Origin of the sequence: Allobosea sp. MMO-172, assembly GCF_037147855.1 — a bacterium.
Taxonomy (GTDB): domain Bacteria; phylum Pseudomonadota; class Alphaproteobacteria; order Rhizobiales; family Beijerinckiaceae; genus Allobosea.
In genome coordinates this window covers 185,529-206,073 of record NZ_JBBCUM010000005.1, presented here as the reverse complement: position 1 = coordinate 206,073, position 20,545 = coordinate 185,529, and the positions used below count along the sequence as shown (strand labels likewise).

The following is a 20,545-nucleotide window of genomic DNA, read 5'->3' as shown; positions in this document are numbered from 1 at the left end:
CTTTCACCGATCGAGGGAGGCGTCCTCCACCATCCATTTGACGAGCTCACCGAAATCCAGGCCCGCATGGGCAGCCAACTCGGGCACCAGGCTGGTTTCGGTCATCCCGGGCTGCGTATTGACCTCCAGCCAGACGAGCGTGTCGCTCTCGTCGTGGTAACGGAAGTCAGATCGGCTGACGCCCCGGCATCCGATTGCTTGATGCGCCGTTAACGCACACTCTTCGATCTGCTGGTAAATTTTCGGTAAAATTTGCGCCGGACAGATGTGGATCGAGCCGCCTTTCGCGTACTTCGCGTCGTAGTCGTAAAACTCGCCGGTTGCGGCTTGTATTTCGGTCACACCGAGGCTGCGGTCGCCCATCACGGCGCAGGTCAGCTCGCGCCCGGCGATGAAGGTTTCGGCCAGCAGCATCTCGCCGCAAGGCCAGTCCGGCCGGGCGATTTCCTGCGGCGGATGCTCCCTGCCCTTCTTCACGATGACGACGCCGACGGAGGAGCCCTCGTCGATCGGCTTCAGCACGTAGGGCGGCGGCAGGACATGCTTCTTGGCGGCCGCGAATCGCGAGACGTTGACGCCGTGCGCGACCGGCACGCCGGCCGCCTTAACCACCGTCTTCGCCCGGTCCTTGCGGATCGCGAGCGCCGAGGCCAGTACACCGGAATGGCTGTAGGGAATGCGCAGGATCTCCAGAACGCCCTGGATCGTGCCGTCCTCGCCGAAGCGGCCATGCAGGGCATTGAAGGCGACATCGGGCTTGAGCTTCGCCAGCACCTCGGCGATGTCGCGCTGCACGTCGACGCGCGTGACGCGATAGCCGACGCTCTCCAGCGCCCGGGCACAGGCCGCGCCGCTGTTGAGGCTGACCTCCCGCTCGACGGACCAGCCGCCCATCAGCACTGCGACGTGTTTGCTCATGAGGGCCCCCGCTCGATGCGATGGGCCCAACCTCGTTAAACATGGTTAACAGCGCGTTAACCATGACGCGCCCGGCTTTGACGCGAAGCTTCGGATCGCAGCCCTGAAGCCGCATGAAGCCCGCTGCGGCCGGGCCTAGCCGATCTTCGCGAGCAGCCGCCTGAGCTCCGCTCGCTCCTCTCCCGAAAGCGCGCTGACCAGCCGCTCCTCGGTCGCGACATGGCTGACGACGATTCGGTCCACCAGCGCGAAGCCGGCATCGGTCAGCACGATCCGCAGCGCCCGCCGGTCGGCCGGATCGGGCTGGCGCTCGATCAGCCCGCGCTTCTGCAAGCGGTCGAGCCGGTTGGTCATCGCCGAGGTCGAGATCATCATGTCGGCGGCAAGTTCGGAGGGCGAGAGCGCCCGCCCCTTGCCCTGGCGCCGCAGCGTCAGCAGCACGTCATGGCCGGCGAGATCGAGATCGTCCCCCGCGAGATTGGCGGAAACCCCTTCGCGCACCCGGTCCGCCGCGCGCCAGAGATCGCCACACACTGCCATGACGCTGGTATCGAGGTCGGGCCGTTCCCGCCGCCACTGCGCCAGGATCGAATCCATCGGGCCACCCTGCGCGTCCCGGCGCTCTTGACTCATTTTCATGCCTCGCCCAATTACACGACATCAAATAATTTGACATCGAAATATATCACTTCGAATCACAATACCACCTGCCCCTCGCCGGGCAAGCCAAACGGATACCCTGCCATGGAACCGAGGATCGCCAGTTTCCCGATCGACCCGGTCTTTCTCGACCGCTGGTCGCCCCGCGCCTTCCAGCCCGAAGAGATCGACCAGAACGCCCTGCTGACGATGCTGGAGGCCGCGCGCTGGGCGCCCTCGGCCTATAACGAGCAGCCTTGGCGCTTCCTCTACGCCCGGCGCGGCGACGCGCATTGGCCGGAGTTCCTGGCCGCGCTCGACGATTTCAACCGCGAATGGGCGCAGAACGCGGCGGCCCTCGTCTTCGTGCTGTCGGATGCCGGCGCCGGCACAGCCGATGCACAGGCGCAATCCCCGGCGCTGCGCAGCTTCGACACGGGCGCAGCCTGGTCCCAGCTTGCCCTTCAGGCCACGCGGCTCGGCTATCACGCCCACGCCATGGCGGGGCTTGAATACGATGTCGCGCGCCGCAACCTCGCCGTGCCCGGCCGCTTCCGCATCGAGATCGCCGTCGCAATCGGCCGCCGCGGCACGCCGGACCTCCTTCCGCCGGCTCTGCGCGAGCGCGAGCAGCCGAGCCCGCGCCGCCCCCTGACGGAAACCGCCTTCGCCGGCCCCTTCCCCACCTGACCGTCCCGTGACCATCATCCCGCCCGGGAGCCCGCCATGTCGCTCAGCCTCAACAGAACCCTGCTGACCACGATCCTCGTGCCCTGCATCTGGGGCACCACCTACATCATCTTCACACAGACGCTGCCGGTGGATCATCCGCTGCTCGTCGGTGCGCTCAGGGCCCTGCCGGCCGGATTGCTGCTGATGGCGCTCGGCCCCGGCTTGCCGCCGCGTGACAAGCTCTTGCCGCTGGCGGCGCTCGGCCTCGCCAATATCGGTATCTTCTTCGCCCTGCTTTTCGTCAGCGCGGCGCGCCTGCCCGGTGGCCTCGCCGCAACAGTCGGTTCGACCCAGCCCCTGATCGTCGGCCTGCTCGCCTGGCCCCTGCTCAGCCGGCGTCCGGGCCGCGGGCAGATATTGGCAGCGCTCGCCGGCCTCGTCGGCGTCGCCCTACTGGTGCTCGATCCGCATGCGAAGCCGGATGCGATCGGCATCATCGCCGGCCTCCTGAGCGCGGCCTCAATGGCGACGGGCACCGTGCTGATCGAGCGCTGGGGTAAGATGGGTTCACCTCTGGCGATCGCGGCCTGGCAGCTCACGCTCGGCGGCCTGATCCTGCTGCCGGTCGCCCTGATCGCAGAAGGCCTGCCGCCGGCCCCCACCGCCCTGAACGGGCTCGGCTTCGCCTATCTCGTGCTCATCGGCACGGCCCTGACCTATTGGCTCTGGATCAGGGGCATCACGACGCTCGGCGCCGGCGTCGCCTTCCTCGGGCTGCTCAGCCCGACCATGGCGACGATTCTGGGCGCCCTGTTGCTGGGCGAATGGCTGAGCCCGCTGCAATTCCTGGGCATCGCGATCGTCTTGGGCTCGACGATCGCCGGAATGATCCTGTCGCGCCGCCGCGCGGCGGCAGTCCCGGCTACGCCGCAACCCCGAGCCGCTTGATCTCCCACTGCAGCTCGAAGCCGGAGTTCTCCTTGACCCGGCGGCGAACCTCCTCGCCGAGCCCCTCGACATCGGCGGCCGTCGCGCCGCCGGTGTTGATCAGGAAGTTGCAGTGCATCTCGGAGACCTGCGCCCCGCCGACGCGCAGGCCACGGCAGCCGGCGGCATCGATCAGCTTCCAGGCCTTGCCGCCCTCGGGGTTCTTGAAGGTCGAGCCGCCGGTGCGTTCCTTGATCGGCTGCGCCGCCTCGCGCGCCTGCGTGACCCGGTCCATCTCCGCCTGAATTTCAGCCTGATCGCCCGGCCGGCCCTGGAACAGGGCCGAGGTGAAGATGATGTCGCGGGTCGAGGCTGCGCTGTTGCGATAGGTGAAGCCCATATCCGCATGGCTGAGCGTCACGATCTCGCCCTTGCGGGTGACGCCACGCACCGAGACCAGCACATCGGTGGTCTCGCCGCCATGTGCGCCAGCATTCATGCGCAGCGCCCCGCCGATCGAACCCGGAATGCCGCGATAGAAGGCGAGCCCATCGAGCGAGGCATCCGCCGCCGCGCGAGCGACCTTCACGTCCGGCACGGCTGTGCCGGCACGCAGACGATCACCGCTCTCCAGCGCGATTTCGCCGAAAGCCTTGCCGCCGAGCCGGATCACGACGCCGGGAATGCCGCCATCGCGCACGATCAGGTTGGAGCCGAGGCCGATCACCGTGACGGGGATTTCCTCCGGCAGCTTCGACAGCAGATAGGCGAGATCCTCGTCATCGGCCGGCGTGAACAGGATCTGCGCCGGGCCGCCGACGCGGAACCAGGTCAGGCCCGAAAGCTCCTGATTGGCGAGGAGGCGACCCCGCAGATCGGGAGCCGAGGCGCGGATATCGGAGGAGAGGTCTGCGAAGGGCATGGCGTCGCTTTAGAGCATGATGGTCCGGGACGGAACTGCCCGTCATGCTCGGCTCAGGCCCGAGCATGACGGCGCAATTGCGGCGATCCCGGCTTATCCCTTCAACGCTGCCAGCTCGCCCGGCAGCGCGTAGGCCCATTGCGTGATGTTGCCCGCGCCGAGACAGACGACATAGTCGCCCGGCCCCGCCAGCTCCGCCACCATGCCGGCGAGCTTGTCGGAACTCTCCAGCGGCAGGGCATGGCGATGGCCACGGGCCTTGATGCCGGCGACCAGCGAATCGCGATCCGCCCCCGCGATCGGCGCCTCGCCGGCCGCATAGGTATCGGCGACGATCACCGTGTCGGCATCGTTGAAGCAGGCGGCGAAATCGTCGAACAGGCTCGACAGGCGGGTGTAGCGATGCGGCTGCACGATCGCGATGACCTTGTTCTTGGTCGAGGCGCGGGCGGCCTTGAGCACGGCAGCGATCTCGACCGGATGGTGGCCGTAATCGTCGAAGATCAGTGCACCGTTCCACTCGCCGGTCTTGGTGAAGCGGCGCTTGACGCCGCCGAAGCCGGCGAGCGCCTCGCGGATGCGTGGCACGGGAATGCCGAGATCGTAGGCGACCGCGATCGCGGCCGTGGCATTCAGCGCGTTGTGGTGGCCCGGCATCGGCATCACGAGATCGCGGACGACCTCGTCGCGGCCGGTCTTGCGGTCACGGATCAGCAGCGTGAACTTCGCCTGCCCGCCCGAGAGATCGATATCGATCAGGCGGAAATCGGCCTGCGGATTCTCACCATAGGTGACGACGCGGCGATCGGTGATCTGGCCGACCAGCCCCTGCACAGTCGGATGGTCGATGCACATCACCGCGAAGCCGTAGAAGGGCAGGTTCTCGACGAAGGAGCGGAAGGCCGCCTTGATGGCATCGAACGTGCCGAAATGGTCGAGGTGCTCGGGATCGATATTGGTGACGATCGCGACGTCGGCCGGGAGCTTCAGGAAGGTGCCGTCGGACTCGTCGGCCTCGACCACCATCCAGTCGCTCTCGCCCATGCGGGCATTGGTGCCATAGGCGTTGATGATGCCGCCGTTGATCACGGTCGGGTCGAGCCCGCCCTTCTCCAGCAGCGTCGCCACCAGCGAGGTCGTGGTCGTCTTGCCATGGGTGCCGGCGATGGCGACGCAGCTCTTCAGGCGCATCAGCTCGGCCAGCATCTCGGCGCGGCGCACCACCGGCAGGCGCTTCTCGCGCGCGGCCAGCAGCTCCGGATTGTCGCGCTTGATCGCGGTCGAGACCACGACGACCTCGGCCTCGCCGAGATTCTCCGCCTTGTGGCCGACGAAGGTGGTGATGCCCTTGTCGGCGAGGCGCTTGACGTTGGCGCCGTCGGAAGCGTCCGAGCCCTGCACCTTGTAGCCGAGATTGTGCAGGACCTCGGCGATGCCGGACATGCCGATGCCGCCGATGCCGACGAAATGGATGGAGCCGAGCTTCGGCGGCAGCTTCATGGTCCTGGAATCCTGTCAGTTCGAATGATTGGCCGTAGCGATCACGAGATCGGCCAGGCGGTCGGCGGCGTCGGGGATGCCGGCGCTCTTCGCGTTTGCCGCCATCGTCGTCAAGTGCGTGGGTTGCGCGATCAGCTTGGACAATTCGGCGGCAAGATGGCGGGGTGTGAATTCAGGCTGGAGGATACGGGTCGCCCCGCCCACGCCTTCGAGGAAGGCCGCGTTCGCCGCCTGATCCTGGTCGAGCGAGCCCGGCAGCGGCACCAGCAAAGCCGGCCGGCCGATCACGGTGAGCTCCGCCACGGTCGAGGCGCCCGAGCGGGCAATGACGAGCTGCGCCGCCGCCATCTGCGCCGGCAGATCCTTGAAGAAGGGCGCGATGGTCGCCTGGACGCCGAGCATCTCGTAGGTGCCGCGCACGCGCTCGTCGTCCTCGGCCCGCGCCTGCTGGACGATGGTCAGGCGCGCCCGTTCGGCCTCGCTCAGGAGCTCGATCGCCGGCGGCACGATATCGGCCATGATGCGCGCGCCCTGGCTGCCGCCGAAGACGAGCAATCTGATCTTGCCCTCGCCCGGCCCGTCATAGTCGCGGCCCGCCGCCTCGATCACGGCCGGGCGCACGGGGTTTCCGACATGACGGCACTTGGCCTGCTGCGCCTCGGTGAGCCCGCCGACCCGCGCGAAGCCGGTGGCGATCACATCGGCTCGTCCGGCAAGGAAGCGGTTGGCGCGGCCGATCACGGCGTTCTGCTCGTGAATCAGGGTCTTCACACCGGCAAGCGAGGCGCCCAGCACCGGCGGCACCGTCGGGTAGCCGCCGAAGCCGACGACGACGGCGGGCTTCACCTGCCCGATGATCCGCCGCGCCGCGAACGTGCCCTTGGCGATGGCGAACAGCGCCTTGGCCTTCTGAACCGGCGAGCGGCCGGACGGCGTCGCCGCCGGCACGGCATGCACCGCCTCGGCCGGGAAACTCCCGGCGAATTCGGCGGCGCGCGTGTCGGTCATCAGCACGACGCGCATGCCCTTGGCGTGCAGTGCGTGGCTCAGCGCCTCCGCCGGGAAGAGATGGCCGCCGGTTCCCCCGGCAGCCAGCATGATCAGTTTGCCCATCAGGTCAGCGCCCGAAATCGACGGCGCGCGGACGACGGCGGGTCAATGCCAGCAGGAAGCCGGTTCCGACCGCGAGTGAGAGCAGCGAGGAGCCGCCATAGGAGATGAAGGGCAGCGTCATGCCCTTGGCCGGCATCATGTGCAGGTTGACCATCATGTTGATCGCCGCCTGGATGCCGAAGAGCAGGGCAAGGCCAGTGACCGCGAGACGGATGAACGGGTCCTCCGCCTTCTGCGCTACGAACAGCGCCCGGATCACGATCGCCGCGAAGAGCGCGACCAAGAGCATGCAGACCACGATGCCGAATTCCTCGGCGGTCACCGCGAAAATGAAGTCCGTATGCGCGTCGGGCAGGATGCGCTTCACCGTGCCCTCGCCCGGGCCTTTGCCGAGCCAGCCACCCTGCGCGAAACTCTCCAGTGCCGTGTCGACCTGGAAGGAATCGCCCGAGCCCTTGTCCATGAAGCGCTCGATGCGGGCGCGGACGTGCGGCACCAATTCATAGGCGACGAGGATGCCGACGGCACCGATACCGCCGAGCCCGATCACCCAGAACCAGTGCAGGCCGGCGACGAAGAACAGCCCGCACCAGACGAGGCTGACCAGCATGGTCTGGCCGAAATCAGGCTGCAGGACGAGCGGCACGATGGTGATCGGCAGCAGCAGCAGCGCCAGGATCGTGCCCGGCAGGTCCGGCCGGCGCGTGCCCTCGGCGAAGGCCCAGGCGGCCATGATGACGAAAGCGGGCTTGAGGAACTCGGACGGCTGGACCGAGCCCAGCGGGCCGAGCGTCAGCCAGCGCTTGGCGCCCTTGACCTCGACGCCGAAATAGAGCGTCGCCACCACCATCGCGAGCGAGCCGAGATAGATCAAAAGCGCGGCACGCCGGACTTGCCGCGGCGTCATCAGCGACACCCCGAGGAAGATCGCCATCGCGCCGACGAGATAGGCCGCCTGCCGGTTGACGAAATGGAAGGTCGAGAGGCCGAGCCGCTCGGCCACCGGCGGCCCGCCCGCCATCAGCAGCACGACGCCCGAGACCATCAGGGCGACGAGCGCGGTCAGGATGAGGCGATCGATCGACCACCACCAGCGGCCGCTGAGAGAAGGTTCCGCGCGCGAGACCATGACGGGTATCCCATCGACAAATTCGGCGCGGCCGAAACCGCGCTTGCGTGACGAATCACTCTGTCAATGAATGGTTAACCGATTGATTCCGATGCCCCGGATCGGCTGGGGAAGCGCATCGCGATCCACAGCCGCGCATGGCCCTTCGTGGTCTGTTCGATGCAGTCTCGGCCACCCCGATCAGCCCCTCGCCTCAAATCGGACTCGTGCTGTCGGTCAGATGCAAGGGCCGCTCCTGACACGCATTGTCGGCTCATGCCGGGAGTTTCACGCCGCACGCGTCTCGACAGCGAAAGGACTGACCATGGCCATCGCCGAGAATACGATCAGCAAGAACACGATCTGCCTGTGGTACGACAAGGACGCCGAGGCCGCCGCCCGCTTCTATGCCGAGACCTTCCCGAATAGTTCCGTACAGGAGGTCTTCCGCGCCCCGACCGATTTCCCCTCGGGCAAGGCCGGCGACGCTCTAACTGTCACCTTCACGGTTCTCGGCATACCCTGCCTCGGTATCAATGGCGGACCGATGTTCAAACACAGCGAAGCCTTCTCCTTCCAGGTCGCGACCGACGACCAGGCGGAGACCGATCGCTACTGGAACGCCATCGTCGGCAATGGCGGGCAGGAAAGCGAATGCGGCTGGTGCAAGGACAAATGGGGCCTGTCCTGGCAGATCACGCCGCGCGTGCTGACCGAGGCGCTGGCCGTCGGCGGCGAGGAGGCGAAACGTGCCTTCGCCGCGATGATGACGATGCAGAAGATCGACGTCGCGAAGATCGAGGCCGCCCGGCGCGGTTGAGCACACGACATCTCCGGCTGCTGCCGAATGAAGGACGTGGCCACGCCGCAATTCCGTCACCCCGCCCGTGATCGATCCCGCAGCGGCGCGATTCAAGCGTTGCTTGATTCGCACCCGGGAAGACAACTTGCGGAAGATCTGGCGTGGTGTTGCCTTCGGTGTGCTCGCGCTCGCCGCGCTCCTCTATGTCGGCAACACGAACTATCTGGCACCGGCGCGCAGCGGCGGGCCCGTCCTGCTGGCGCATCGCGGCATCGCCCAGCAATTCGATACGGCCGGGCTGACACGGGACGGCTGCACCGCGACGCGCATGCTGCCGCCGACCCATGGCTATCTCGAAAACACGATTGCTTCGATGCAGGCGAGCTTCGAGGCGGGCGCCGACATCGTCGAACTGGACGTCCACCCGACGACCGACGGGCAGTTCGCGGTCTTCCATGACTGGACGGTCGATTGCCGTACCGATGGCCGCGGGGTCACGCGCGAGCACAGCATGGCCGATCTCCGGAGGCTCGACCTCGGCTACGGCTACACCGCCGATGGCGGCAAGACCTTCCCTTTCCGTGGCAAAGGCATCGGCCTCATGCCCTCGCTCGACGAAGTCCTGCAGCGGTTTCCCGACCGGACTTTCCTGATCAACGTCAAGAGCAATGACCCGGCCGAGGGCACGAAGCTCGCCGCAGTCCTCAACGCCCTGCCGCCGCAGCGGCGCGCCACGCTTCTGGTCTATGGCGGCGACAACCCGATCGCGACCCTGCGGGCGCAGGCGCCGGACCTCAAGGCGATGTCGCGCGCTTCGCTGAAGACCTGCCTGCTGCGCTATCTCGGCACAGGTTGGACCGGCTCGGCGCCGGATGCCTGTCGCTCGATGGTCGTGTTCGTGCCGATCAACCTCGCGCCCTGGCTCTGGGGCTGGCCGAACCGTTTCCTCGCCCGGATGGAGGCAGTGGGCAGCCCCGTCTTCGTGCTCGGCGGCTATCGCGGCGGCGAGCATTCAACGGGCATCGACAGCAAGGCCGATATCGAGCGCCTGCCGGCTGGTTATGCCGGTGGCGTGTTCACCAACGAGATCGAGGCGATCGCGGCCGCGCTCAAGCCCCGCAAGCCGGCGGCGCCCTGATGGGCCGCGGCGGCTAGCGCTTGCCGCCGAAGGGCTCGAAGCCCGGCAGCTCCGCGACCAGCTTGCGGAAGCTGTCGCCGCGCACCTCGAAATTCGGGAACTGGTCGAAGGAGGCGCAGGCCGGCGAGAGCAGCACCGCGATCTCGCCCTCGCCCGTCGCCGCCAGCGCGTCGCGCGTGGCGTCCGCCACCGCCTTGTCGAGCGTGACGCTGCGCTCGTAAGCGACGCGCCCGTCGTCGTCGAAGGTCGCGGCGAAGAGATCGCTCGCCGCGCCGATCAGATAGGCCCGCGCGATATTCGGGAAATAGCGCCGGAGCGACTCGATGCCGCCATCCTTGGCCTTGCCGCCGAGGATCCAGAAGATGCCGTGGAACGAGGTCAGCGCCTTCTCGGTCGAGTCGGCATTGGTCGCCTTGGAATCATTGATGAAGACGACGCGACCGATCCGACCGAGCTCCTCCATGCGATGCGCCAGACCCGGATAGGTCTTGAAGCCATCGGCGATCTCGTCGGCGCTAAGACCAAGCGCAGAACAGGCTGCAAAGGCCGCCGCAGCGTTCTGGGCGTTGTGCGAACCACGCAGCGAACCGATGCCCGCGAGATTGGCGACGACACGCGGCTTGCCGTCCTTGACCTCGACGATACGCGTGTCGAGCCGGCCCTGATTGGCGGTGACGCCGGCAAAGACGCCCTCGTCGAGCGGCTGCTCGCCGCTGATCCTGACCAGAGGGCGGCCTCCGGCCGCGCGACGGCGCGCCATCTGCTTCGAGGCGTCGTCATCGACGCCGACCACCGCGATATCGGCCGCGGCGACCAGTCGCTCCTTGATCGCGGCGTAGTTCTCCAGAGAGCCGTGCCGGTCGAGATGGTCCGGCGTCAGATTCATCTGGATGCCGACGGTCGGCTTGAGCGAAGGCGCGAGATCGATCTGGTAGCTCGAGCACTCGATGACATGGATGCGGTTCGCGGCCGGCGGCTCCAGCGCCAGCACGGCCGTGCCGATATTGCCGCCCATCTGCACGTCGCGGCCGGCTTCCCTGAGCACATGCGCGATCAGCGCCGTCGTCGTCGACTTGCCGTTGGTGCCGGTGATGCAGACCACCGGCGAACCCGGCGCGACCTTGGCCCGCTCCAGGAAGAACAGTTCGACATCGCCGATGATCGCGACACCGGCAGCCGTGGCCTTGCCGACAGTCCAATGCGGCTCGGGATGGGTCAGCGGCACGCCGGGCGAAAGCACGAAAGCGGAGAAGCCCGACCAGTCCGCGCTCGCCAGATCGACGACGGCGATGCCCTCGGCCGCTGCCTTCTCCCGGCTCTTCTCGTTGTCGTCCCAGGCCGCGACCTCGGCGCCGCCCGCCTTGAGCGCGCGCGCCGTCGCGAGGCCAGAGCCGCCGAGGCCGAACAGGGCGACCTTGCGCCCCGAAAAGACGGTGACCGGCGTCATCTCAGCGCAGCTTCAGCGTGGCGAGGCCGACCAGCGCCAGCACGACCGAGATGATCCAGAAGCGGATCACGACCTGCGGCTCGGTCCAGCCCAGCTTCTCGAAATGGTGGTGGATCGGCGCCATCAGGAAGACGCGCTTGCCCGTGCGCTTGAACACGAAGACCTGGATGATCACCGAGAGCGCCTCGACGACGAAGAGGCCACCGACGATGGCGAGCACGATCTCGTGCTTGGTCGCGACCGCGATGGTGCCGAGCAGGCCGCCGAGGCCGAGCGAGCCGGTATCGCCCATGAAGATCTGGGCCGGCGGGGCGTTGAACCAGAGGAAGCCGAGGCCCGCGCCGATCACCGCGCCGCAGATCACCGCGAGTTCGCCCGCGCCGGGAATATGGTGGATCTGCAGGTAATTGGCGAAGATCGCGTTGCCGACGAGATAGGAGATGAAGCCGAAGGTGCCGGCCGCGATCATCACCGGCACGATGGCGAGCCCGTCGAGACCGTCGGTCAGGTTCACCGAATTGCCGGCGCCGACCACGACAAAGGCGGTGACCAGCGGGAACAGGATGCCGAGCGGGATGATCGCTTCCTTGAGGAAGGGCATCGCGAAGCCGGAGCCGATCGCAGGCGGCTGCGTCTGCATGATGAAATAGCAGGCGATCAGCGCGACCACGACCTCGATCGAAATGCGGGCCTTGCCCGAGAAGCCCTTGTGCGACTGCTTGGTGACCTTGAGAAAGTCGTCATAGAAGCCGATCGCGCCATAGGCGGCGGTGACGCCGAGCACGATCCAGACATAGGGGTTGCGCAGGTTGCCCCAGAGCAGAACCGCGACGAACAGCCCGGTCAGGATCATCAGCCCGCCCATGGTCGGCGTGCCGCGCTTGGCGAGATGCGATTCCGGCCCGTCGGTGCGGATCGGCTGGCCCTTGCCCTGCTTGATCCGCAGCCAGGAAATGGCCGAGGGCCCGAAGAAGAAGACGAAGAGCAGCGCCGTCGCCGTCGCTCCGCCTGCGCGGAAGGTGATGTAGCGGAAGACGTTCAGCACCGGGAAGGTGCTGGCGAAGTCGGCGAGCCAGACGAGCATGCTGCTTGGTTCTCTTGTCTATTGGTCTTCGGCAGGCACGGCAGGAAAGCGCGCGAGGATCGCCTTGACGATCGGACCCATGCGCGTGCCCAGCGATCCCTTGACCGTGACGGTGTCGCCACCACGAATCGCATCGAGCACGAGCGGCTCCAGTTCGCTCGCGGAGGCGGCATAAGCCCCTCGCATGGCGGAAGGCAAGCTCTCATGGAGCCCTTTCATCAGCGGCCCGCAGGTGAAGACCTTGTCGATCCCGTTCGAAATCAGCGGCTCCGCGAGCCCCCGGTGCAGCTCCAGCCCGGTCGCCCCGAGCTCCAGCATGTCGCCGAGCACGGCGATGCGTCGGCCCCGACCTTCGACCGGAAGGCGGCCGAGATTCTCGATCGCGGCCCGCATCGAGGCCGGGTTGCCGTTATAGCTCTCGTCGAGCAGCGTGACCTTGCCGCCCGGCGTCTGCAGCACCTGCCGCGCGCCGCGTCCGGCCGGCGGCGTGAGATCGCCCAGCGCCAGCGCAGCCAGCGCGAGATCGGCGCCGAGCGCATGCACAGCGGCCAGCACCGCGAGCGAATTCAGCACGATATGCTTGCCTGGGCTGCCCAGGCGATAGGTGACGGGCTCGCCGAAGACGCGGGCCTCGACCGTCGACATGTCGGGCTTCAGCGCGCAGGAGATCAGTTTGACATCGGCATCCGGGCTCTCGCCGAAGGTGACGATCCGCCCGGCCGGGCCGGACCTGGCGATGTCGCGCAGCAATTCGGATTGCGGGATGTCGGCATTGACGATCGCCGTGCCGCCCTTCTCCAGCTCCCAGTAGACGCCCGCCTTTTCCTCAGCGATCCCCTCCAGCGAGGCGAAGGCGGCGAGGTGCACGGGCTGGATCGTGGTGACGATGGCGACCTGCGGGCGCACCATCCGCGCGAGCGGCACGATCTCGCCGGGGCTGTTCATGCCGATCTCGTAGACGCCATAGGCGACGTCGGCGGGGGTGCGGCAGAGCGTGAGCGGCACGCCCCAGTGATTGTTGTAGGAGGCGACCGGCGCATGGGTCTTGCCTTGGCGCGAGAGCACGAGGCGCAGAGCCTCCTTGGTACCGGTCTTGCCGACCGAGCCGGTGACGGCGACGACGCCGGCCTTAAGCTCGGCCCTGCGCGCCGTGCCGGCATGCTCCATCGCCTTCAGAACGTCCGGCACGACGGCAAGGGCGCCCGCGCCTTCGAACTGCGCCGCATGCGCCTCGTCGACCACGGCGAGCGCCGCGCCCTTGTCGAGCGCGCCCTTGACGAAATCATGCCCGTTGCGGGCCTCGCCGGTGATAGCGAAGAAAACGTCGCCCGGCTCCAGCGTGCGGGTATCGATCGAGGCGCCGGTCACGACCGGCGGCACCGCGCCCTCGGGCTTCGCGCCGAGTGCCGCGATCAGCTTGTCTCCGGTCCAGAGCGGGGCGCTCATGATTTCAACTCCAATAGCGCCTTGCGGACCACGTCATGGTCCGAGAAGGGCAGCGTCCGGTCGCCTATGATCTGGCCGGATTCATGGCCTTTTCCGGCCACGACCAGCAAATCCCCAGGCTGCAGCATCTTCACCGCGGCGTTGATCGCTTCCTCGCGGTCGCCGATCTCCTTCAGCTTGGGCGAAGCGGCCATGATCTCGGCCCGGATCGCCGCCGGGTCCTCGCTGCGCGGATTGTCGTCGGTGACGATGGCGATATCGGCCTTCTCGGCCGCAATCGCGCCCATCAGCGGGCGCTTGCCCTTGTCGCGGTCGCCGCCGCAGCCGAAGACGCAGATCAAGCGTCCCGTCGCATAGGGCCTGAGCGTGGTCAGCACGGCCGCCAGCGCATCGGGCTTATGGGCGTAATCGACGACGACGAGCCCGCCATTGGCCTCGCCGACGCGTTCGAGCCGCCCGGCGACGCCCTTCAAGCCGGAAATCGCCTTGAGCGACGCAGCCTTGTCCTCGCCGGTCGCGATGGCGAGCCCGGCGGCGACCAGAGCATTGCCGGCCATGAAATCGCCGACCAGCGGCAGATCGACCGACAGCTCGCGCCCGTCGAAGCCGACGGTCAGCCGCTGCGAGAACCCGTCGCGCTCGTTGCGCCGCAGGGTCAGCGTCTCGCCCTTGCGGCCGATGCCGATGATCGGATGCCCGGCCATGGCAGCAGCCTCCGCCGCCTCCTCCGCATAGGGCTCGTCGCGATTGATCACGACCGGCGCACCGTCGGGCAGCAATTCCCAGAGCCGCAGCTTCGCGGCGAGGTATTCCTCGACGCTGGGATGATAGTCGAGATGATCGCGCCCGAGATTGAGGAAGGCGCCGGCGCTCAGGCGCACGCCGTCGAGGCGGCGCTGGTCGAGCCCATGCGAGGAGGCTTCCATCGCCAGATGCGTAATGCCCTCGCCCGCGAGCTTGTCGAAAGAGGCGTGCAGCGAGAGCGGGTCCGGCGTCGTCAGCGAGCCGTAATCGGCGCCCTTGGCGGTCACCACGCCGATCGTGCCGACGCTCGCCGATTCATGGCCAAGCGCCTGGAAGATCTGCCGCGTGAAATCCGCCACCGAGGACTTGCCGCTGGTGCCGGTCACCGCGACGATGGTCTTCGGCTGGCGCGGATGGATTTTCGCCGCAGCCAGGGACAGCGCGAGGCGCGGGTCTTCGACCTGCGCGAAAGCGACGCCGGCCGGCAGATCGGCCGGACGCGGGCCCCCGGAGACGATCGCGACCGCGCCATGCCCGACCGCATCCATGATGAAGCGCGCGCCATCCGCCTTGGCGCCGGCGAGCGCGACGAAGACGTCGTCGCCCGTCACCTTGCGGCTGTCGAAGGCGACGCCATGCACCTGCTGGCTCGCGGCCTCAGCCTCGAAAATCTCGGGGAAGAGGTCTCCGAGGCTGTATCCGGTCATCGTCATGGCCACCGTTATAGACTTGAAACGCTTTTGGCTCAGCGCGAACCCCAGGCGCCGAGCCGCGCCATCAGCGGGAACGGCGACGGCGGCGGGTCGAAGCGCGGGTTGAGCCCCAGGATCGGGCCGGCGCGCTCGATCACGCGGCCGGTCGTGACGCCGGCATTCCACGCCGCGGTCGAATAGCCGCCGCTCTCGGCATAGCCCTTCGGCTCGTCATAGATCGCGAGGAACAGGTATTTCGGCTTGTCGGAGGGCGCAATCGCCGTGAAGGTCGTGAAGTTCTTGTTCTTGGCGTAGCGGCCGTTGATGACCTTTTCGGCCGTGCCGGTCTTGCCGCCGACGAAATAGCCGGCGACGTCGGCCTTGCGGGCCGAGCCCTTCTCGCCGTTGAGCCGCATGATGAAGCGCATCGCTTCGGAGGTCTCGGGCTTGATCACGCGGGTCGCGACCTGCCGGGCTTCCTCCTCGCTGCGCTTCAGGAAGGTCGGCTTCATCAGGTAGCCGCCATTGACCAGGGCGGCGACGGCCGACAGCGCCTGCAGCGGCGCGACAGCGAGGCCGTGGCCGAAGGCGATGGTCGCGGTGTTGATCTCGCCCCAGCGCTGCGGAACGATCGGCGCCGCGCTTTCCGGCAGCTCGGTCGTCATCCGGTCGAGCTGCATCATCTTCTTGAGGAAGGCCTTGTGGCCCTCGACGCCTACGGCCAGCGCCATCTTGATCGAGCCCATGTTCGACGAATGCAGGAAGACTTCCGGCACGGTCAGCGTCCGGCCGGTGCCGTGGTATTCCTTGATGACCTGCCGGCCAAACCGCATCATGCCGCCCGCGGTCGAATAGCTCGAATTGATGTTGGCCTTGCCGGAATCCAGCGCCATCGCGATGGTCAGCGCCTTGAAGGTCGAGCCCATCTCGTAGACGCCGACATTCATCCGGTTGATCCGGTCCTTCTCCAGCGCGTCGACCGGATTGCCGGGATCGAAATCGGGCAGCGAAACCAGCGCGATCACCTCGCCGGTATTCACGTCCATGATCGCGCCGGCAGCGGCGATGGCCTTGAAGCGCTCCAGCCCCTTGGAGAGTTCGTCGCGCAGCAGATGCTGGACGCGCAGGTCGATCGAGAGCTTCACCGGCTTGAGGTCGGACGCCTCGGTGGCGAGCCCCGCGCCGTTCAGGTCCTGCAGGCCCTGCGAGTCGATGTATTTCTCGATGCCGGCGATGCCGACATTGTCGATATTGGCGAAGCCGAGCACATGCGCCGCGGCGGTGCCGTTGGGATAGACCCGCTTGTTCTCGGGCACGAAGCCGATGCCGGGGATGCCGAGCCGGTGGACCTCCGCCTGCTGGCGCGGCGTGATCTCGCGCTTGACCCAGACGAAGCCCTTCTTGGTGCCGAGCTTGTCGCGCAGGTCCTTGGCGTCGAGGTCCGGTAGCACGGCCGTCAGCAGCTCGGTCGCCTCGTCCTTGTCGAGGATGCGGCGCGGCTCGGCGAAGACCGAGACCGTGCGGATATCGGTCGCCATCACCTCGCCGTTGCGGTCGACGATGTCGGGCCGGGCCGCCGAGATGGCGTTGGAGGTGGCGCGGCGCAGGCCCACCTGCTCGTTCGGCGCCACGCCGAGATAGACGAGGCGGCCGGTGATGGCGAGGAACAGCGCCGAGAAGCCGAGGATGACGAGGCCGACGCGCGGCTCGCTCTTCTCGCCGCTCATGCGGAAGACGTCGCGCAGCCAGGCGAAGCGCCCGCGCTTGACGACGATCTCCTCCGTTCCGGCCTGCGCTTCCACCGGTGCCTCCTGATCGATCGAGCGGCTCATGGCATGGCTCCCGGCGTGGTCGTGCCCGCCTTGGTGTTCCGAGGCGTCTCGGTCGGCAGGCCAAGCCCGAGATCCTCCAGCTTGCGGCCAATCGCATCGACCTTCGGGCCGCGGTTCGGGACGTCGGAGGGCTTGACCACCTGCGTCACCACGAAGGGCTGCAGGTCGAGATGGCGCTCCGCCAGCATCTGGACGCGGTCGGGCCGGTTCAGGAACTGCCACTCGGCCTTGAGCACGGCGATGGCGTCGCGCTCGCGCTGGGTCTTGGACTTAAGCTTCTGGAGATGCTCGGTCGCCAGCGTCGTCTCGTATTTGATCGAATAGGCATAGACCGCCGAGGAGACCAGCGCGCCGATGGCGATGACATGCAGGAGCTTGATCACGCTCAGGGCCTCCGGCGCGGCTGCGGGTCGGGGACGGTGGAGAGCGCGACGAGCCCGGCATCGGCCTGGCGCGACGGCGCGTCGTTGCGTTCGGCGGCGCGCAGCTTGGCCGAGCGGGCGCGCGGATTGGCCCGCATCTCGGCCTCGGTCGGCGCGACGGCGCCCTTCTCGACCAGCCTGAAGGTCGGCTGTGCGGCGGCCACCGCCGGCGCATGACGCGAGCCCGCCGGCACCCGGCCGGAACGCTCGGCGAAGAACTGCTTGACGATGCGGTCTTCCAGCGAATGGAACGTCACGACGACGAGCCGCCCGCCCGGCTTGAGCACCGTCTCGGCCGCATGCAGCGCCCGGACCAGTTCGCCGAGTTCGTCATTGACCGCGATGCGCAGCGCCTGGAACACCCGCGTCGCCGGATGCGCCCCACCGGGCTCGCCCCGCACGATGCCGGCGACGAGATCGGCCAATTGCTTGGTGGTCGTGATCGGCGCCTTGCGGCGGGCCTCGATCACGGCCCGGGCGACGGCGCGCGAGCGGCGCTCCTCGCCATAATGATAGAAGATGTTGGCGAGCAGCCCTTCCTCGGCCTCGTTGACGAGGTCGGCGGCGCTCCGCCCGGCGCTGCTCATCCGCATGTCGAGCGGCCCGTCGAAGCGGAACGAAAAGCCACGCTCGGCCTGGTCGATCTGCATCGAGGAGACGCCGATATCGAGCACGACGCCGTCAAGCGGCGCCATCTTGAAGCGCTCGGCCTCCTCGGCAAGCTCGCCGAAATTGGCCTGCGACAGCGTCAGGCGCCCGGCCATCGCGGCCACGAGATCGGCCCCGCCGGCGACCGCCGAGGGATCGCGGTCGAGCCCGAGCAAGGTCCCATCCGGCGCGGCGTCGAGGATCGCGCGCGAATACCCCCCTGCTCCGAAGGTGCCGTCGAGATAGCGCCCGCCAGCCTGCGGCGCGAGCGCGGCCAGAACCTCGGCGAGCAACACGGGCACATGACGAACCGGTCCGCCAATGGCTCCGCCGGAACGGTCGCCATGGTCCGTCATGTGCCCGAGCCTCCGGTTGGAATGGTCAAACTGCCGAGCGTGCGCTTCACGTCGCGCAGACGCGTCCGCGCCGCCTCGAGATGCGCGCGGAACCGCTCCGGCTCCCAGATCTGGAACTTGTGGCCGTGGCCGACGAAGGTCACGGCGTCGCCGATGCCGGCATGCGCCTTCAGCGCCTCGCTCAGCACCATCCGCCCCTCCGTGTCGATCTTGAGCACCTCCGAGGTGCCGTTCAGCGCCGTCGACAGCAACTCCCACTCGTCCGAGAACGGCGAGAAGCGCGCGAGGATGTCGTCGATCGTGGCCCGCAGCGCGTTGCCGCCGGCATCCAGCGCCGGCAGGTCGAGCGACTGATGGACATAGAGGCCCTCGTAGCCGTCCTTCACCAGGACCGACCGGAAGCTCGATGGAATGGAGACGCGCCCCTTGGCGTCGAGCCGGTTGGTGAAATTCGAGACGAAGCGGTCCGTCAACGCCGCCTCCCGGCCTGCTCTTCAAGGCGCCACCGCTGAGATGGGCAAGCGGCAAAAAGACTCCCCGTCGAGGCGGGCAAGGCAGGCCAGCGAGCCAAATTCCGCGCGGCACACGGAGCCTGACCCTTGGTTTGCCTGCCGGCTTCGACGGGATGATTTGGGATAGCATGGGCCTATATGGGCGTCAATGGAATCACAGGCGCAACGACGCACCTGCGAGGACTCTCCGCCATCACAGCTCGTTAAGGTTAAGTATCCGTAAGCACGCGCAATTCGGCATCGCCCGGCCCTATGGGCAGGTGGAAAAACGCATCAGCGCTGCGAAAAATTTTTACGAAAGCGGGCGGCTATTTCCGGCGAGCCGCAAAGCGGTGCCAATCGCAGGCCATCGGAAGGCATCACGATTGTCATTCCGGGGCGCGCCGGACGCGTGAACCCGGAACCCACGTCTCGGTGGACATTCGATGCGCGGTTGCCGGCAGCTCACCCGGTCGTGGATTCCAGGTTCTTCGCTACGCGAAGCCCCGGAATGACAAATGTAGCGCCTGCGGCAACGCGCACACCCTCAATCCTCGCGGGACGATGCCAGCAGTGCATCACGGACGAGGCCGAGCTGATCGCGCAGCCGCCCCGCATCGGCGGCCGTGCCACCGAGCGCCTCGCCGACAGCGCCCTGCACGCAGCGCCCTTGCTCGCGCAGGCCCTCGCCCTTCTCGGCCAGACGGATGCGCACCTGCCGCTCGTCGCGAGCGTCACGCTCACGACGGATCAGGCCGGAGGCTTCGAGCCGCTTCAGCAGCGGCGTCAACGTGCCGGAATCGAGCATCAGGCGCTCGCCCAGCTCCTTCACCGTCAGCCCATCCTGCTCCCAGAGCACCAGCATCACGAGATATTGCGGATAGGTCAGCCCGAGCGCGGCCAGGATCGGGCGATAGGCCCGGTTGAAGGCATGGCCGACCTGATAGATCGCGAAGCAGAGCTGCTGCTCCAGACGCGGCACCCCCTCCCCGGCCTTGTCCTGCTTCGCCATCGCGCCCTCGCCGATCACCTTGCTTCACGGAAAGCCGAAAGCAGCCCCATAATCAACCGCCTTCGGCTTCGCTCAAATTAATTGTTGACAATCTAATTGCGCACAATCTATATGGCAAGCATCGCCTCACCCAAGGAAGGAGACCTGATCATGAAGACGCTCTACACCGCCCATGGTTCCGCCACCGGCGGCCGCGAAGGCCAGGCCGCGACCGATACCGGCAACGTCAAGCTCGTGCTGAACACGCCCAAGGAACTCGGCGGCGGCGGTGGCGAAGGCACCAATCCCGAGCAGCTTTTCGCCATGGGCTACTCGGCCTGCTTCCTCGGCGCGCTGAAGTTCGTCGCCGGCAAGGAGAAGGTGAAGATCCCGGACGACGCGAAGGTTTCCGCCGATATCGGCATCGGCGCCCGCGACGACGGCCAGGGCTTCGGCATCACCGCCAAGCTGACCGTCTCCGTGCCCGGCCTCGACAAGGCCGCGGTCGAAGACCTCGTCAAGAAGGCCCATGTCGTCTGCCCCTACTCGCACGCGACGAAGGGCAACATCCCGGTCGAGACGACGGTGGCCTGAGGGCTCACCATCAATCAATACGCGCCGTCATCCCGGACGCAGAGGAGCGGAGATCCGGG

General features: G+C 67.4%; 20 protein-coding genes. 5 read left to right on the top strand and 15 right to left on the bottom strand.

The window, feature by feature from the left end:
- Positions 1–3: 3 nt before the first annotated feature.
- Together WFK61_RS10065 and WFK61_RS10060 are read right to left on the bottom strand one after the other, a co-directional pair.
- Positions 4–918, bottom strand: a complete 915-nt coding sequence (locus tag WFK61_RS10065; protein ID WP_336811388.1) for a D-alanine--D-alanine ligase — start codon at positions 916–918, stop codon at positions 4–6.
- Positions 919–1,053: 135 nt separating this feature from the next.
- The gene (locus WFK61_RS10060) at positions 1,054–1,551 is read right to left on the bottom strand and encodes a MarR family winged helix-turn-helix transcriptional regulator (protein WP_336811387.1); all 498 of its coding nucleotides are present in this window, start codon (positions 1,549–1,551) and stop codon (positions 1,054–1,056) included.
- A 111-nt stretch (positions 1,552–1,662) separates the two neighbouring features.
- Between WFK61_RS10060 and WFK61_RS10055 the strand changes: the two genes are divergently transcribed.
- Both WFK61_RS10055 and WFK61_RS10050 read left to right on the top strand, forming a co-directional pair.
- Positions 1,663–2,247, top strand: a complete 585-nt coding sequence (locus WFK61_RS10055; RefSeq protein WP_336811386.1) for a nitroreductase family protein — start codon at positions 1,663–1,665, stop codon at positions 2,245–2,247.
- A gap of 36 nt (positions 2,248–2,283) precedes the next feature.
- A complete protein-coding gene (locus WFK61_RS10050; RefSeq protein ID WP_336811385.1) occupies positions 2,284–3,177 on the top strand; it encodes an EamA family transporter in 894 nt (297 codons plus the stop codon).
- On the opposite strand, the gene murB is transcribed toward WFK61_RS10050, so the two are convergent.
- The 4 genes from murB to WFK61_RS10030 all read right to left on the bottom strand — a co-directional run bounded on the left by murB (position 3,152) and on the right by WFK61_RS10030 (position 7,820).
- Entirely contained in the window at positions 3,152–4,078 is a 927-nt protein-coding gene (gene murB / locus WFK61_RS10045) for a UDP-N-acetylmuramate dehydrogenase (RefSeq protein WP_336811384.1), read from the bottom strand. The genes WFK61_RS10050 and murB overlap by 26 nt on opposite strands.
- A 93-nt stretch (positions 4,079–4,171) precedes the next feature.
- Positions 4,172–5,578, bottom strand: coding sequence for a UDP-N-acetylmuramate--L-alanine ligase (murC, locus tag WFK61_RS10040; RefSeq protein ID WP_336811383.1), 1,407 nt, complete (start codon positions 5,576–5,578; stop codon positions 4,172–4,174).
- Between the two features lie 15 nt (positions 5,579–5,593).
- The gene (gene murG / locus WFK61_RS10035; protein ID WP_336811382.1) at positions 5,594–6,691 is read right to left on the bottom strand and encodes an undecaprenyldiphospho-muramoylpentapeptide beta-N-acetylglucosaminyltransferase; all 1,098 of its coding nucleotides are present in this window, start codon (positions 6,689–6,691) and stop codon (positions 5,594–5,596) included.
- Between the two features lie 4 nt (positions 6,692–6,695).
- Complete coding sequence (locus WFK61_RS10030) at positions 6,696–7,820, bottom strand: FtsW/RodA/SpoVE family cell cycle protein (protein ID WP_257734476.1); 1,125 nt, start codon at positions 7,818–7,820, stop codon at positions 6,696–6,698.
- A gap of 304 nt (positions 7,821–8,124) precedes the next feature.
- Between WFK61_RS10030 and WFK61_RS10025 the strand changes: the two genes are divergently transcribed.
- The gene (locus WFK61_RS10025) at positions 8,125–8,619 is read left to right on the top strand and encodes a VOC family protein (protein WP_336811381.1); all 495 of its coding nucleotides are present in this window, start codon (positions 8,125–8,127) and stop codon (positions 8,617–8,619) included.
- A gap of 127 nt (positions 8,620–8,746) precedes the next feature.
- Positions 8,747–9,739, top strand: a complete 993-nt coding sequence (locus tag WFK61_RS10020; protein WP_336811380.1) for a glycerophosphodiester phosphodiesterase family protein — start codon at positions 8,747–8,749, stop codon at positions 9,737–9,739.
- Positions 9,740–9,752: 13 nt separating this feature from the next.
- Here WFK61_RS10020 and murD read toward each other — a convergent pair whose 3' ends face one another.
- The 9 genes from murD to WFK61_RS09975 form a co-directional block, all read right to left on the bottom strand.
- Complete coding sequence (gene murD, locus WFK61_RS10015; protein WP_336811379.1) at positions 9,753–11,186, bottom strand: UDP-N-acetylmuramoyl-L-alanine--D-glutamate ligase; 1,434 nt, start codon at positions 11,184–11,186, stop codon at positions 9,753–9,755.
- A gap of 1 nt (position 11,187) precedes the next feature.
- Positions 11,188–12,270, bottom strand: coding sequence for a phospho-N-acetylmuramoyl-pentapeptide-transferase (mraY, locus tag WFK61_RS10010; RefSeq protein ID WP_336811378.1), 1,083 nt, complete (start codon positions 12,268–12,270; stop codon positions 11,188–11,190).
- 18 nt (positions 12,271–12,288) lie between these two features.
- A complete protein-coding gene (locus WFK61_RS10005; protein ID WP_336811377.1) occupies positions 12,289–13,716 on the bottom strand; it encodes a UDP-N-acetylmuramoylalanyl-D-glutamyl-2,6-diaminopimelate--D-alanyl-D-alanine ligase in 1,428 nt (475 codons plus the stop codon).
- On the bottom strand, positions 13,713–15,167 hold the full coding sequence (locus WFK61_RS10000) for a UDP-N-acetylmuramoyl-L-alanyl-D-glutamate--2,6-diaminopimelate ligase (RefSeq protein ID WP_336811524.1): 1,455 nt from the start codon (positions 15,165–15,167) through the stop codon (positions 13,713–13,715). The genes WFK61_RS10005 and WFK61_RS10000 overlap by 4 nt, the downstream gene beginning before the upstream one ends.
- Positions 15,168–15,205: 38 nt before the next feature.
- Positions 15,206–16,984 (bottom strand): peptidoglycan D,D-transpeptidase FtsI family protein, encoded by a 1,779-nt coding sequence (locus WFK61_RS09995; protein ID WP_336811376.1) that lies wholly within the window; start codon positions 16,982–16,984, stop codon positions 15,206–15,208.
- Positions 16,981–17,367: a cell division protein FtsL gene (gene ftsL / locus WFK61_RS09990; RefSeq protein ID WP_336811375.1), complete on the bottom strand. Its 387-nt coding sequence runs from the start codon at positions 17,365–17,367 to the stop codon at positions 16,981–16,983. Before ftsL ends, WFK61_RS09995 begins: the two co-directional genes overlap by 4 nt.
- Positions 17,368–17,369: 2 nt before the next feature.
- Positions 17,370–18,410, bottom strand: coding sequence for a 16S rRNA (cytosine(1402)-N(4))-methyltransferase RsmH (gene rsmH / locus WFK61_RS09985; protein WP_336811374.1), 1,041 nt, complete (start codon positions 18,408–18,410; stop codon positions 17,370–17,372).
- Positions 18,407–18,883, bottom strand: coding sequence for a division/cell wall cluster transcriptional repressor MraZ (locus tag WFK61_RS09980; protein ID WP_336811373.1), 477 nt, complete (start codon positions 18,881–18,883; stop codon positions 18,407–18,409). Before WFK61_RS09980 ends, rsmH begins: the two co-directional genes overlap by 4 nt.
- 565 nt (positions 18,884–19,448) lie before the next feature.
- Positions 19,449–19,913, bottom strand: a complete 465-nt coding sequence (locus WFK61_RS09975; protein WP_336811372.1) for a MarR family winged helix-turn-helix transcriptional regulator — start codon at positions 19,911–19,913, stop codon at positions 19,449–19,451.
- Between the two features lie 150 nt (positions 19,914–20,063).
- Here WFK61_RS09975 and WFK61_RS09970 point away from each other — a divergent pair, with 150 nt between their 5' ends.
- Positions 20,064–20,486: an organic hydroperoxide resistance protein gene (locus WFK61_RS09970; RefSeq protein ID WP_336811371.1), complete on the top strand. Its 423-nt coding sequence runs from the start codon at positions 20,064–20,066 to the stop codon at positions 20,484–20,486.
- Positions 20,487–20,545: the final 59 nt, after the last annotated feature.